Here is a 14,289-nt window from a genome sequence, read left to right as displayed (position 1 = left end):
CCAATCGTCATCGCAGTGATAAATTGATATCGCTCCGTCATGCTCGCCTTTTGTTATATTTTCATGCCCGATTACCGCTCGGGCCGGACCATTCGGTAGCGACCCTCTAATATTACGAATTGCATCATCTTCGGGACTACCTACCTGTCGAGTAGTTCCATTTACTGCACGATCAAAATAACCGCGACCGTCGGGCGCAAATGCTGTCGGTACATTAATGTATTGTTTACCATCAATTGTTTTTATCGTGATATTATGGTCTCTTTTGTAATTGGCAGATAAACCATTTAAAGCCTGTCCCTGCGGTGAATCTAGTAAGAAATTATCACCGTTGCGAAAATACCAGCCAAATGGTAGTTCATCACGTCGAAACGGCATTAGACGTTGGTCGCCAATCATGTCTTTAACAACTATGTGAGCACCCACCTTGTAAATAGGTGAGTCGTTAACAACCTCTTTAATGGCTGGAACAGTACCAATATCATCAGCGGTTGGTTTATTATTCGGAGAGTAAACACGTTGCCCTTGTTCAGTTAATTTTTTAACATCTAATGAGCCATTAATTGACTGGCTTTCTTCACCTGATTTTTTGATAAAATTTGAATTATCGATAGTAGACGCCCAATTTTTAGCATCATCTGCTGATTTTTTAGCATTTTGTTCAGATGTTTTAGCTTTGTCTTCCGACACTTTAGCCGCATTTGCGCTATTACTAGATTGCTCTGCTGAGTTACGTGACTCTGTAGCTGATGAACTCGCACTATCTGCATATGATTTTGCTGATGCGCTAGCATTTTTGGCTATATCAGCATTTTTTGTTGTTTGTTCAGCATAGCCCCTGCTCTGTTCCAGTAATTCATTGAGTTCATTTGAAATTGCATATTGTGATTTTATTGTAACTTGACGACCGTCCGGAGCGGTTAGAGTAACTTCTTCTTCACTCGTCAATATCGTTTGCCAAGCGTCCAGTTGGATTTGATAATAATTCAACATTTCAGATACACGTAATGCTAAAGCTTCGATAGAAACTTTGGGCGATGTTGGTATTTCATACTTAACACCTGTTTTACTTGCTCCGCTATAATCCTTTGCTAGTGTTAGCTGTGTATCTGACTGAACTGATGCAATCTCATAAATTTCTATTGTATTTGATGTTTGTAGTATCAACATTTGTCCAGAACAAATGCCAACCAATGGATTTGTCCATTTTGTATTAATGCCAGTTACTATTTTGCTGTTGTTGGTTACGTTTACCGTACCTGTTTTGTACCAAGACATAATTTTCCTCAAATTTTAAATATAAAAAAACCGCTACATGAGCGGTTTTATTGAACAAATTGAATTATAATTTAAACAATGCTTTTAATTGCTTTTCTTTTTCGGCGCTTGCACATTTGATATCAATTAATGTGTGAGTGTTCTCAGTCGGAAAATTATCCAATTTTTGTCGTATAGAGCCAGTTAACTTGAGTTTTAAATCATAGTGATTGTCATTGATTTTTCTAACCTTACTAATTTCAAAACTTTTTACTGCTCCCCTTAACGTTTTTTCTTTATAAATTGCATTGCAATTTAAATTTTCAGAATACGAATTGCTAGAAAATAACAACATGAATAGTAATATTATTTTTTTCATCATTGCTCCATTTTTAAAATTTAAAATAATTTTCAGCGTCTAAAATCATTAATGGAAAGTTTGAAGTAAATTTTCCATTAAATGGGTGGGTCCATTCATAATTTTCGTGATTTATATAAGATGGCGCTAGGCTAAATCCATTTGAAGCAAAGCCAACTTGCTTAGTGATGCCACTGTATTTATCGAAACTCGCATAACCGCTAATTGATGTCGGAATGAACATGGGGCGTCTAATATTAGGTATACTGACGAATTCACCATGGCTAACAGCTCCAAAGCTGTATAGCTGTGGATTAATTAAAAGCCCTGATGTTGAATCACATACTGTTTCCCCATATGAATTATAAATCCTCATCCCGTATTTTGACAGGGTATTTATTGTTTCTTGTTTTGCAAAAACAACTACTTTTATGGAAATATCATAATTTAATCTTACACCATCTTTATTATGAGCCAATAAAGCATGTTCATAAAAATCACGATTAAACCCGATTCCGATTGAAGTATTTTGTTTGTCACTATAAACAAAGACTGCACAATTGTTGAAATTCAGGTACGGATTAATATTGCTTGGTCGCCAACCATCTTTAGCTGATATTGTAATGTCTCCCTTAAATACCACGGGTGCGCATAATGATGCTTGATTGATGGAAAAAAAGTTATTTTGACCTGTAAATGAAATCCCTATTCCTGAAACCGGATTATGCATCGGATAACCAATTATTATACATAGTTGGTTATACCCACTACCGCTATCACCACCATACCCTCACGCGTTTGGGCCATTTACCAAAATAACTTGTCGATTATTGTCTAGATAACTGCGTGAATCAAATGCGCCACAAACCCAAATATTGGTACCGTCTTCATCCATCTCAAAGTCAACATTATAACCAGAGCCGTTTGTTAAATGCACATAATACTGATACCCATCAGGAACATAAATGCCTGTTTTGTGCTGTTCAACACTACATATCCCTAAAATACAACACATAGTGTGAGATGAATCTAATATAATATCAGGTCCATCAGTACTAAAAATCTTTAAGCCGTAACTTGACACTTTTACCTCACAATTTACCTAGTTTTACTCTTAGTACATTTCTTTCATCAAAGACAGCTAATCCACTACCGTTTAATTCAATTCTTCCGCCTCCAAGAAATGAGCTATTTATCTCAAAATTGCCATCCTTAAATAACCGCCATCCCGATTTCCCGGGAACATAATTTTCAGATTGAATTGTGTCCGAAATTGTTGCGAAATTTAATGACGCCCTGCCGATGATTGCGCCATTCATGATTACATTGCCATCTTTTATGATAAAAGCTGGGACAGGGTTACCATTTGCTTGGTTCATAACCATGAATTTATCAGCAAGAAAGATGACATTTGACTGCATGCCATTATCGGTATTCTCAACGCCCATTGTCATGCCTGCGACATATTGCTGTCCTTTATCATCGATCTTAACTTTCATTGTTCGGTGAGCTGAAATTTTGCCATTGAGATTATTTACAGTTTCGCTAACGTCAGAGATTGATGTAGATACGTCCCCCACTTTCGTGTTGATGGATTGAATGGCTTGTGCTGTAGCTGAATTTTGTTCTGCAGTAGTTTTTTTAAACTCTGTTAAATTACTGCTAACATCACCGTATTTAGAGTTTAACTCGCGTAATGCAATTGCGGTTGCCTCTTTTTCAGTTAATAAAACAGAATTAGTTTCTTTTATTTCAGCCGATAAGCTACCATTTTCAACTCTGCGACGGCGTGTTTCGGTATCATTAGCTAACGCATTTTCAATAATCGCTTTTGCGTTTTCTATTGAACTAATCGCAGCATTATCAACTGAATCAATAAGAGAGTTCCAAGCATCGGTTTCTTTGATTTCATCAAAAATATGGTCAGTTAAATCATTTGTATTTGTACTAGAAATCCCTCTAACCCATGCTGTCCAGTCGCTAACGTTTCCGATCTTATCAATCAATCGAGCGCGATAGAAAAACACTTGACCAATTGATAATCCTGTTTGTGAATAACTGCAACTTGGATACGTAACATTGCTTAACAGTAGTGCCTTTTCTTCACTTTCATTAGTAGAGTATTGGATTTCAGTATGACTTGTGTCACCGCTACCTTCAGGAAATGACCACTTTAAATCAATACCAAAAACAACATCATCACTAGCCGTAAACCCAATTGGTTTGTCTGGTTTACCAACCTTACCTTTAATTAAAGTCGCTTGTGAGTATGCCCAAGGTGAAGATACGTCAATTGCATTAACAGCTCTTACACGAACTTCATAGACACCTGAATAAACCCCCTCAACAGTAAAATTTGTGCCGTTTGTACGACCAACATTAATCCAAGCTGAATTATCTTTTCGCCATTGAGCAACGTAGTTTGTTGCTCCTTCCACTGTATCCCATGTTGCATTTAAAGATGCAATTGACAAGCCTTGAGAGATGTAGCTACTTTCTGAAACAACAATATTTTTTGGAGTAGAAATTGAACTTGGTGGAGTAACGGTAATAGGTTTTGACTCAATCCGAATACCCTCATCAATATATTTGAATTTATCAGGATCGTGCTGAATAGCCGTTATTGTAAACCGACCTTTTTCAGTTGCCGATATTGATGTCACTCTAAAATATTGAATTGCAATATTATCACTATCTATACACCAAACTGCACCAGCTACAGGTTCAATTTTATAGTTAGCAGAAACCGTAATCGTTTTTTTATCGGTACTGATTGCTTTGATGGTTCTGCTTTGAGCTGTACCATCTGGCAAGTTAATTACTAGTCGATCGCCAGCGCTATAATCAACAACTCTATCTAGCGTTATTTTTCGCCCAGAAACGGCATGAATTCGCCCACCGTTTTCTTTACCTGAACGGGACGGATCGGCTACGCCAATAATTCGCGCAGGCATGGGGATATACCCATCCAAGCCAACAGTAAAGGTGATTACTTCATCTTTCGCATTGGAAAGTAATGCCCAACGCCCCCTCCTTTGGGCTTCTGCTTGTGATGTACAACCGATCGCAGTTAATTTCATCACATTAACATCGTATCGACGCATTAAATCATAGTCCCATACAGCTTCTACATCATCACAATAATGATTATTAGGGTCAGAATAAGCAACTAAGCACGAAGTATATCTATTTTTATATGAACCACCTGAATATGCAAAATCACCGATAACGTTAGATGGATGATAGATGAAATCAGGCTCGTCTTGTGGCATGTCAGCCGTTAAACAAATCTGGTCATTACCCCAAAAAATTATCCCACGAAATGACGCCACCAAGTCTTTAAGTGCTGTGTAAGCATCTTCTTGGCTTTGTATATACTCATTACAAGCAAAACGTGGCTCTTTGCCTCCTTTTCCATCCGAAACCATTTGATCGCAGTATTGCCCTAGTTGATAGATAGACCATTTATCTAGCATGGTAGAATCAATTCGTAATCCCATGCCTGCTATCTCATCACGCATTAAATAATAAGCCAGCCAAGCAGGATTATTCGTGTAAGCCATTTTAAAGCCACCTCGCCAAACTCCTGAATATGTTCGGCTAACTGGATCGTAATTATCTGGAACTTGAACAAGTTTTCCTTTTAGCTTACAACTGATCTTGGGCACGGCTCCGTTAAATTGACTAGCATCCAACTCAATATAAAGCAACGCGGTGTTAGGGTAGCGTAATTTGCTATCAATCACTTCTGCGTAAGAAGATACAGCAAATGCGTTAATTAATTTACTATTAGAGTTAGAATCTGGCGTTAATCGTCTTACTCGAATAGCCCAACCATTTACCGCACTTGGCAGATTTATACGATGATCTCTTTGATATTCAGATGTGGTTTTACCATTAAATTCCGCATTAACAACCGTTTCAAAAGCACTACCATCCGTTGATAAATCAATAGCATAATTCACAATTGTACCAACAATATCACCGTTATCTTTATATTGAACAAGTGTAGGCAAACTCAACTTAATTCTAATGGCATCTAGTTCTAAATTAGAAAATGAGCGAATCCACGGCTTATCGGCTTTTACTATATAATTTGCTCTTAGTTCATTACTTATCTCAGGAATACCTTTAATATAGTCTTGAGTTTGTGAGCCATTGCGGAATTCCCAAGTAACACCATTGAAATTACGTGAGCCATCTGCGTTAGCTAGTGGAGTGTTATCAATATAAATGTTTTGTTCGTTCAGATCGCCTTGAATCTCACCCTCACTCAATGCAATCAATGCTTTAAGCTTAGCCGTTGAAAGCAGATTATCTGGTTGTTCATACGGCTTGTGCTGTTTTTTACTACCACCTTTTTGCCCTTCTATTAAATGCATAATCCACCTATTGTTGATCTTCTGAATAAATACCAGCGTTAATTACCGCACCACCAATTTCACGCTCACCCAACAAAATAGCCACAGGATAACCTACTGCATTGGTATTAACTGGCGCACCAAATCCATAATTGGGCTTGTTTTCTGCGCTAGATGAACCGCCAGCGTTAAATTTCGGCTGAGGTGTGAGCAATTGAACAACCCCGCCAAGCATCATGCTAATACCGATTCCTGTTAAAATCGATGTTGCAGTAACCGTTGTGGCAGCCATCGCTGCTCCCCACGCCGCCAGTGACGCACCTGCCGTAAAAAATGCAGCCACTAACGCAATAGCACCAATAATAATTTGTAGCATCCCGCCACTTTTAGAGCCTTGAGCTACAGGCATGATCATGTAATTTTTACCACTTGCATTAATATCAAACTCATCAATATCAATGTTTTTGCCGTCAACAAAAAAAGCAAATTTGACACCTTTCATATGCGCTGAACTCATGTATTTTTCAAAGCCTTTTATCGTTGCGCATAACGCTCTTAGTAATTCTTTAATATCTTGCACATCGTATTGATGATTCTTGCCAAATTGCTTAGCCATTGCGCCTTTAAACGTTACATTACTCAGCATTAAATAACTCCTTGTGACGTACTATTCGAACAGTTCTATCTCTAAAATATTTACCGTATGGCGCTCTTGATGATAATTGGCCATAAAGATGATGAAGAATAAGATTGTCACCAAAATAAATAGCGGCATGGTTTGTAACCTGTGCACCAATTCGCATCATGATTATGTCGCCAATCTTCATATCCTTGTGGTCCACCTCAACAAACCCCTCTGATTGCCAGTTGTCATCATAAATATTTTCAGCTCCGCTCTCCCACCATTCGCGAGCAACAGAATAGTTTTTTAAACCGATGTTATACTCACGTTTATAGTAATCCATGATCAATGCCCAGCAATCAGCATATCCCAACAACCATTGACGCCCTGTATAATCCCGATTTACACGCGGTGATATTGTGCAAAAATCACCATCAGGAACAGACATAATTCCCCATTCAATCCCTGAATAATCGCATTGAATACGGTCAAATTCTGACGGGACAAGTGATACCACATCAGGATGAGAGTGAATAATCATAATGATTTCGCCCTGTTTCTCGGCTGCTAGTTGCTCATCAGGTGAGATTAAAAAATGCTCTTTGGGATTGTCTGATATGTTTTTACAAGGTATATATTTTTGAGTTTTACCCGTATCAACAATTAGACCACACGCCTCGTTAGGATATTCACTTTCAACATGTTTTTTTATTGCATCTAATAATTTTTGTCTCATATCATTTACCTTGTAAATTTGCCGCAGGAAAACCACCAAAAGGAAGCGGATTATTACCATGGCGAGCTTTACAAACCTTTAATAAGCCACCGCATTGATCTTTAGCAGGGTCATCCGTCTCTATACCTTCTTTAGTGAAATACTTATTGCCTGCAAAGTCGCATCCCGTCCCAGTTCTATACCACCCGCGCATACACCAAGTACAAACCGTTGTTATTTGCCGTGTTGGTAATTTAAGGTTTTGTATGTCAAAAGGTGAACATAACTCAAACTCAACGGTCACTTTTGTTTCTTCTCGTTTATTATTGATAAAAAATAACTGGACTCGTTCTTGTGTTGGGTCTGCAGTAGGATTTCCATTAAGCCAATTATCCGCATCAAGGTACTTAGCCATTGTCGTGTGGATTTTGATTTTTGCTTGGACCAAATCATAATAATCAATACAAAGCCGAGTTACCCTACCGTCTATATTGCCAACTGATAACCTTGGTGTTGGTTGTGAGCCAGTGCTACTTAATTCAATGTCTTTTAACTCATACGGATACGGTAAATATTCTTTACCTTGCCATTTTATTGATGGCAAATTCTCCGCAGCAAATGACGCCCACCCGTCGGGAGAAATATTATGAGCATGAAATCTCAGCACTTCATCAAGACCAAATTTTGTACCATCCACCTCTATTAGTTGTATAAGCTGGTTACCCTCAAGTGTTTGTAAATCTTGTGTTATTGGCATAGTTTCTCCAGATGATTAAACTAATTTATTTATATTTTTACCTGCATTTTGTGTATATGTGTGTATAATAATTTTCAGGTTAGGAGGTAAACATGAAATCAACTGACCTGATAAAAGAACTTACCAGTGCAGGGTGTATTCTGAAACGAGTTAGAGGTAGTCATCATATGTTTTACTCACCAATAACTAATAAAACGTTTCCAGTTCCTCACCCAAAATCGGATTTACCGATTGGCACAGTAAGATCAATCAAAAAATCGGCGGGGCTTTTATAGCCCGCCAACTTTTGGAGGTATTATGTTTTTTACTCTTGGCATTGAAACACCGAACGATAGCAATACAGCTTACGGCATTGTCGTACCTGCATTATGTAATGAAAAATATAGTTGTTATTCTGCCGCAGACAGAGAAAGCGATATTCCAGCAATGGCGACAGAAGCTATTTTGTTAACTGTTCAAGATATGATCGAATCAGGCGATTATGATGTTAAAGATATTCACAACGATCATGTTTCGTATAAAAATAACGATGAGTATGCTCATTGCGATACGTGGGTAATTATTGATGTTGATTTGTCATCATTTGTTGGTAAACAAAAAAGAATTAATATCACATTGCCCGATATTCTTATCGATAGAATAGATAACGCAGTTAAAGCACCGAATTCTTTTTATAAAGATCGGAGTAATTTTTTGGCAGAAGCTGCTATTAATGAATTAGCTGCACAAAATAGAGCTCGTTAATCATTTTTGGTTATTAAGCGCCATACAACTGATAATAAAAACCACCCGAAGGTGGTTTATTCGTATATCTGGAGTTGAAAATAAATTAGAAATTATTTTCTTGTATTGATTTCATACTCATCATTGAATATACAGTTTCTCTTTGATTCTTTCTAGCTTTAAATATTTTTAATTCAACAAGAGATTGTAGGTTTTTTGCTGCTGTATTGTAAGAACATCCGAGCATATCACTAACACTTGTTGCTGTAAAATTATTTGTTATTTTACTTTTAGCTACATTAAGAAGAACTCTTTGTTTATCAGTTAGCTTTTTCAATAAACCAGATTCCCACATCCATTGATCAAACTTCTGGATATTAATAATAGCTTGTTCGTATGTTTCCTTAAATTTATTTATACCACGAATAACAATTCTACATTGATGTTCAATAAAATATGTTAAATCCATATCATCCGTCTCGGTTCTAACATACGCCATTCCATATTGTTTCGGTGCTGATTTTATTAATGTACTTATTGCAATATATCTAAATGCTGAATAGTTGTTCTTAAACATGAACCAATAAAATAATGCTCTTGCAACGCGCCCATTCCCATCTTTAAAAGGATGCTCATATCCTATACAAAAATGAAGAATTATAGCTTTAATTAAGGGGTGAATATAATTCTTACCATTAGCATCATCATGGCAAGAGTTTGCCCAATCGATAATTATTTGTAGCCTATTTTCTATACCATCAGCTTTTGGAGGAGAGTGAACAATCTCATCATCATAATTAACAACTACAACATTGTCAGTTTCTATCCTAAATTGCCCTGGAGAGTACTGCTTATCATTAATACCACCGACACCCTTAATATGAAGTTTCTTTATAAATTCAATAGTAAGAGGCTTGTTTCTATTTTCCCAAACATAAGACATCATATTAAAATTGCCAATAACCATTTTTTCATCATTTGTTCTTGGTCCTCTTTTCTTTTTTAACATCCTTTTAGCATCTAATGTTGTAGTCGCTGCCCCCTCTAATTGACTACTACTAATTGATTCGTCTTCAATAAGGTCATCTAACAAATATTTTAAGTAATGTTCCTCACCAATATTTTTAGTCATCCACTGAAGAACCGCTGTTGTAGTATTTCTATCTGTTTCCGAAAGTGCTTTCTGTATATTAGGTGTTAAAATAAAATTACCAATAATCCCATCATCTCCAAATTTAAATAAATTTATTCTTTTACTCAATCTATTCGATTTAACAATTTTCCAAGCTAAATCTTTATTTAGATGTCTGGGCACGGTATATTGAAATTTATCATATGGAATATATCTACCTTTTTCATCAGCAGAATGAGAAATTTCTATATATTCTCCTATGTTATCTTTTTCTTCTGCTATAATTTCACTCCATATTTTAGTCATTTCTAAAATATCAAATTTTGGCGGCTTTATTAATCTAGGCATATTTCAATTTACCCCATTTTTGAAAACATGGATTAACTTAACCTAATTTTATTTCAAAATCAACAAAAATTGAAATAAACTGGAAGATATTATCAAGCAATCTTCATTAACTGAGGCTGAGAAGAAGACATATCTTGGTAAGTTGAAAGAGCTTCCTGTAGACGCCACAAAACACTTTTTCTAAACCGATTATGCAGCGGTGAACTATTTGGACTGATAACCCAGAAGTGGGTTTATTTTCTAAACCGCTTATGCAGCGGTGAACCTAATCGATTAATTATCGGTTCGCGAAATTTATTTCTAAACCGCTTATGCAGCGGTGAACTAGATTATATCAAACATAGCCTTTTGTTTTAACTAAATTTTAGCCATTTTTTCGAAAATAACCCTTTTTTCTAGCACTAAAATTAATCTATATTTTTCAATAAACTAAAAAAGCGATTAAAAAAAAGGGTTGTAGAGTTAACCTCAAAAATACCAGAAAAAACTTTAATAAAATCAATGCGTTTTCTGACAATTTTTAATCAAGGTGAATAAGCTTGAATAAATTTGAATGATAATGAAACAACTCTGCCGCCAACAAATTCGGATTCGATAGATTTATTCACAACTCGATACAATTTTTCTTCACCGTACGGGTTTTTCCACTTAAACGACTTTATGATGTGCGAGTTTAAAAAATCACGAACCTCTTTTATTTCATTGATGCATCCTGTATAAGTTAAGTCCCAAGTCTCACTTGTATTATTAATACCATTACTGGATAACTGGACATATCCGTCACCAAATCCAGCTTCGTTAATGCTTGACGAATCTGTATGTTTCGGATTGCCCATTGTTTTCCATTTAAAAACATCTATTGTCATTTCCTCCTCCTAATACCTATCTTGCGCACATCAGGTTATATAAATCACCGCCCGGTGAAACAAGTTTTTTTATCGTTTCATTTACGCGCCGATCAATTATTGCAGCAGCTTGACTTTCAATAGAATTTGCATCAATGCTTGAGTTAGCCGCCCCTGATTCACTATTAGATTCCATGTTTAATGTCACATTAGTATTAACATTTATAGCGCTTGATGATTTATTAGATTTACGAGTAAAAGCAATTGGTGAAGCATGACCAAGATTAACCGCACCACCACTTGCGTACCCTCGTTGCGCTTCATTCATCAGCGCGTAAAGATTGCCAACACCAAGGCGTTTTGTCGCTTCTTTGGTGAATACGAATTCGCCTTTATGAACAATACCTGCAGGCTCATACTTATTGCCTCGCCCTGTAAAACCGCACGAGTTAATGCTGTATCTAACATCCCCACCAGTTGCGTAACCTCGAATCAATCCACCGTTATAAGCTTGCTGTAGCCCTCCCGTTGCTGCACCAGCACCAGCGCTAGCCATTCCAAACCATTTCATTGATGACTGTATTGCTTGAGCAACTAGCAACTTATTGATAATCTCAATAATATTTGTGAGAATTGATTTGGCAAGACTTTTAAAGCTCATTTTCCCAGTTGTAACAAATTCAGTTAATGAGTGGCTAACAGAACTCATGGTTTGTTGTCTTAAATCACGAAACGCATCAAACATGTTCCGTGAAGCATCTGAAAATTCATTCACACCCACTTTTAGCCCTGCAAACCAATCAGTTTGATTAATGTCTTCCTGCTGCCAGCTTTGTTGTAATGCTTGTTTTTCCTTGTTGTATTCCTCGGTGATTTTTGCTATTTCATTCGGATTTGTCGTACCTTTTAAAGCAATATCACGCTGAGCGTCAAGCTCTGACATTTCATTGTAGCGATTCGCATTTTTTGATGTCATGCCAAAAGTAGCTTGGCTGGCTTGAGATTTTGCAGATAAGTTTGTTGTGTACTCTTGCATTTTACGAAGTGCTTTAGTCGCTGTTTCGTATTGTGCAATTTCTTCACTAATAGCTGCATTTTTAGCAAACTGAGCAAGTAAAGCATCTTTATGTGCAAGTACATATTTTTCATGCGCTGACATTCTTGATTTATTGCCAGTACTTTCTAGCGTTTGAATCTTAGCTTGTAAATCAAAGTACTTTTTGCGCTCCGATGTTATTGTGTTAACCGTCAAGCTCTGTTCACGAAGTGCTTGAAGCTGGCTTTTTAAGCTGATTTCTTGCTGTTGTGATGTGCGTAATAAATTGGTTGCTGAGCTTGTTTTTTCGGCGTTGTTAGCTCTAATCTTTGCTGCTGCTTTGTCTATATCCTCTTTTGTGACCGAGCCTGGAGCAATTTCGTTGGCTCTCTTTGCTGCTGCTTCCATTTCTTCAATTTCAGCTTTTGCGCGCTCGCTACGCGTCATTATCATTTGTGAGTATTGGTAGAACGGGCTTTTTGTTGGGTCTGTTGCTTTATCTGCATTCCCGCTTATTGCTTTTAAAAGCTGTAACTTTAATGATGCGTCGCTTGCTTTATTTGCAATTTCAATTAATCCATTAATTAGTCCTTGAAATTTGTCATTGCCATTGTCAGAAGTTTTATATAAATTTCCAAGTTTATTAATTAAGTCATTAATCTTTTCTGATGCTTTAATTGAATCGGTCTCAGCTTTAATGTTAGATAAATCAACAAGCAAATCTTGAGCTTGCTCTTCTGTTATATCGAAATATTCTGCATAACTGGAAACTTTACTTCTAATGCCAGATGCCGATTCCAAAGCTTCATCATTAACATTTTTAAGCGCTGCACCTAAATCCTGTCCACCCTTAGTGAGACGTTGAATAGAATCAAGAACTGCATCTAAATCCGAAGTGCCGCTACGCCCGAGCCTCTTAAGCGTTTCTTTCCACCCTACTTCAGCATCTTTAAATCCGTCTTGAAGCTGAGCCTTAATTCCTGAAATAGTTTTTTTTACATCTCTTTCGCTTGATTTTAACAACCCCTCAACTAACGGCCTATTTTTCTTAAGTAACTGCATCATATCGTCAGACAAGAAAGTAAAACCTGTTTTTTTGTCTGTATTCAGCACCCTATTTAAACGATCTTGCGCTGCCGCTAATTTATCTGTAGCGCTTTCAGTTTCAAAAAGCTTCGGTATCATGCTACCAAGCAAGCCAACCATGGCAGAAATGCCGATGTTCACAGGATTTAACGAGGTTAACAGCGTGCTAAAAGTATTGCCTATGCCATTTTTCATGATCATAGACATACTAGAAGTTTGTAGACCTGTGAAATTCCCTCGCATCATCTGTGTCGTCATTGTAGCTAACTGGTGCTTAGTAGCTAAAGACGCTGTGCCTAATTTTTGGGTTTCTTTCGTTGCTTGCGTTAGTTTTCGAATATAAACATCAGCAGATGAGCTAACTCCAAGTTGTGCAGCTTGATATCGCAATAATTGCTCTTTTGATAGATTCTGAGTAGCAACCTGCGCTTTTAATTTATTTAAAAAATCAGTTCGCGCTTTGCTTGCAATGTTTTCAGCCGTCGTTACTTCTTTTTGCTTGATTGCAATATCTGAGAGTAATTGGCTATAATTGTGGATATCTATTTGACCGTCTTTATAAGTTTTTGCAAGCATTTTTCTAACTCTTGCAAGCTCTTTTGAGGCAGTATTAACATCTTTTAAACTGTCAATTTGATTTCGAAAACCAACATATAATCTATCGCTAGATTCAGCAAATTTTTTCGCTGAGTTTGTATTTGCTGTAAGGCTTTTACGATATTCGGCAATACGTCGATGAACTTCGTCAACCTCTTTAGCTGTTCGAGATAATGAGCTTTTGATAATTTGTTGTGAGTTTTCGAACTCATCAGTAGCAGACGCCGCACCCTCCGCCTTTTTACTAAAATCTGGATCGGCTACACTAATTCATACAACTTTTTTAAGGGGTAAGGTAAACTTATCACAACTAAAAAAGGAACAAATATGAATAAGATTAAACGCAAAAGACGAACATTCACAGATGATTTTAAACACCAAATGGTCAGTCTTTATCAACATGGTAAATCACGTAGTGAAATCGTTGCCGAATATGATTTGACACCATCAGC

At 36.9% G+C, this 14,289-nt stretch carries 13 protein-coding genes and 1 pseudogene; 3 read left to right on the top strand and 11 right to left on the bottom strand.

The window, feature by feature from the left end:
- The 8 genes and pseudogenes from B9N71_RS09850 to B9N71_RS09815 all read right to left on the bottom strand — a co-directional run.
- Positions 1 to 1,278: pseudogene (locus B9N71_RS09850) on the bottom strand (hypothetical protein); the annotation flags it as partial.
- Between the two features lie 64 nt (positions 1,279 to 1,342).
- Positions 1,343 to 1,636 carry a hypothetical protein gene (locus B9N71_RS09845; RefSeq protein ID WP_085165808.1) on the bottom strand — a complete coding sequence of 98 codons (294 nt, stop codon included), beginning with the start codon at positions 1,634 to 1,636 and terminating at the stop codon, positions 1,343 to 1,345.
- 13 nt (positions 1,637 to 1,649) lie between these two features.
- Positions 1,650 to 2,345 carry a DUF6453 family protein gene (locus tag B9N71_RS09840; protein ID WP_085165807.1) on the bottom strand — a complete coding sequence of 232 codons (696 nt, stop codon included), beginning with the start codon at positions 2,343 to 2,345 and terminating at the stop codon, positions 1,650 to 1,652.
- A gap of 60 nt (positions 2,346 to 2,405) precedes the next feature.
- Positions 2,406 to 2,699, bottom strand: coding sequence for a hypothetical protein (locus tag B9N71_RS09835; protein ID WP_085165806.1), 294 nt, complete (start codon positions 2,697 to 2,699; stop codon positions 2,406 to 2,408).
- Between the two features lie 7 nt (positions 2,700 to 2,706).
- Positions 2,707 to 5,997, bottom strand: a complete 3,291-nt coding sequence (locus B9N71_RS09830) for a TipJ family phage tail tip protein (protein ID WP_085165805.1) — start codon at positions 5,995 to 5,997, stop codon at positions 2,707 to 2,709.
- Positions 5,998 to 6,004: 7 nt separating this feature from the next.
- On the bottom strand, positions 6,005 to 6,622 hold the full coding sequence (locus tag B9N71_RS09825; RefSeq protein ID WP_085165804.1) for a tail assembly protein: 618 nt from the start codon (positions 6,620 to 6,622) through the stop codon (positions 6,005 to 6,007).
- On the bottom strand, positions 6,612 to 7,334 hold the full coding sequence (locus B9N71_RS09820; RefSeq protein WP_085165803.1) for a C40 family peptidase: 723 nt from the start codon (positions 7,332 to 7,334) through the stop codon (positions 6,612 to 6,614). Before B9N71_RS09820 ends, B9N71_RS09825 begins: the two co-directional genes overlap by 11 nt.
- A gap of 1 nt (position 7,335) precedes the next feature.
- On the bottom strand, positions 7,336 to 8,070 hold the full coding sequence (locus B9N71_RS09815) for a phage minor tail protein L (protein WP_085165802.1): 735 nt from the start codon (positions 8,068 to 8,070) through the stop codon (positions 7,336 to 7,338).
- A gap of 92 nt (positions 8,071 to 8,162) precedes the next feature.
- Between B9N71_RS09815 and B9N71_RS09810 the strand changes: the two genes are divergently transcribed.
- Positions 8,163 to 8,345, top strand: a complete 183-nt coding sequence (locus B9N71_RS09810) for a type II toxin-antitoxin system HicA family toxin (protein ID WP_085165801.1) — start codon at positions 8,163 to 8,165, stop codon at positions 8,343 to 8,345.
- A gap of 22 nt (positions 8,346 to 8,367) precedes the next feature.
- Positions 8,368 to 8,814 (top strand): type II toxin-antitoxin system HicB family antitoxin, encoded by a 447-nt coding sequence (locus B9N71_RS09805; RefSeq protein ID WP_085165800.1) that lies wholly within the window; start codon positions 8,368 to 8,370, stop codon positions 8,812 to 8,814.
- Between the two features lie 85 nt (positions 8,815 to 8,899).
- Here B9N71_RS09805 and B9N71_RS09800 read toward each other — a convergent pair whose 3' ends face one another.
- From B9N71_RS09800 to B9N71_RS09790, 3 genes are all read right to left on the bottom strand, one after another.
- On the bottom strand, positions 8,900 to 10,273 hold the full coding sequence (locus tag B9N71_RS09800; RefSeq protein ID WP_085165799.1) for a Fic family protein: 1,374 nt from the start codon (positions 10,271 to 10,273) through the stop codon (positions 8,900 to 8,902).
- A 524-nt stretch (positions 10,274 to 10,797) separates the two neighbouring features.
- Positions 10,798 to 11,139 carry a phage tail protein gene (locus tag B9N71_RS09795; protein WP_085165798.1) on the bottom strand — a complete coding sequence of 114 codons (342 nt, stop codon included), beginning with the start codon at positions 11,137 to 11,139 and terminating at the stop codon, positions 10,798 to 10,800.
- A gap of 16 nt (positions 11,140 to 11,155) precedes the next feature.
- Complete coding sequence (locus B9N71_RS09790) at positions 11,156 to 13,816, bottom strand: phage tail tape measure protein (RefSeq protein ID WP_085165797.1); 2,661 nt, start codon at positions 13,814 to 13,816, stop codon at positions 11,156 to 11,158.
- Between the two features lie 357 nt (positions 13,817 to 14,173).
- On the opposite strand from B9N71_RS09790, the gene B9N71_RS12830 reads away from it, so the two are divergent.
- Positions 14,174 to 14,289 (top strand): transposase (locus B9N71_RS12830; RefSeq protein ID WP_244178519.1); only part of this gene is annotated, 116 nt, incomplete at its 3' end.

This window comes from Gilliamella bombi (assembly GCF_900103255.1).
Classification (GTDB): Bacteria; Pseudomonadota; Gammaproteobacteria; order Enterobacterales; family Orbaceae; genus Gilliamella; species Gilliamella bombi.
This window is presented reverse-complemented; position numbering and strand designations above follow the sequence as displayed.

Excerpts from the sequence above, each read along its gene's own strand:
- B9N71_RS09845 (WP_085165808.1), bottom strand. The coding sequence starts at position 1,636 with ATGAAAAAAATAATATTACTATTCATGTTGTTATTTTCTAGCAATTCG.
- B9N71_RS09800 (WP_085165799.1), bottom strand. The coding sequence starts at position 10,273 with ATGCCTAGATTAATAAAGCCGCCAAAATTTGATATTTTAGAAATGACT.
- B9N71_RS09840 (WP_085165807.1), bottom strand. The coding sequence starts at position 2,345 with ATGCATAATCCGGTTTCAGGAATAGGGATTTCATTTACAGGTCAAAAT.
- B9N71_RS09830 (WP_085165805.1), bottom strand. The coding sequence starts at position 5,997 with ATGCATTTAATAGAAGGGCAAAAAGGTGGTAGTAAAAAACAGCACAAG.
- B9N71_RS09825 (WP_085165804.1), bottom strand. The coding sequence starts at position 6,622 with ATGCTGAGTAATGTAACGTTTAAAGGCGCAATGGCTAAGCAATTTGGC.
- B9N71_RS09790 (WP_085165797.1), bottom strand. The coding sequence starts at position 13,816 with ATGCTTGCAAAAACTTATAAAGACGGTCAAATAGATATCCACAATTAT.
- B9N71_RS09810 (WP_085165801.1), top strand. The coding sequence starts at position 8,163 with ATGAAATCAACTGACCTGATAAAAGAACTTACCAGTGCAGGGTGTATT.
- B9N71_RS09805 (WP_085165800.1), top strand. The coding sequence starts at position 8,368 with ATGTTTTTTACTCTTGGCATTGAAACACCGAACGATAGCAATACAGCT.
- B9N71_RS09820 (WP_085165803.1), bottom strand. The coding sequence starts at position 7,334 with ATGAGACAAAAATTATTAGATGCAATAAAAAAACATGTTGAAAGTGAA.
- B9N71_RS09795 (WP_085165798.1), bottom strand. The coding sequence starts at position 11,139 with ATGACAATAGATGTTTTTAAATGGAAAACAATGGGCAATCCGAAACAT.
- B9N71_RS09815 (WP_085165802.1), bottom strand. The coding sequence starts at position 8,070 with ATGCCAATAACACAAGATTTACAAACACTTGAGGGTAACCAGCTTATA.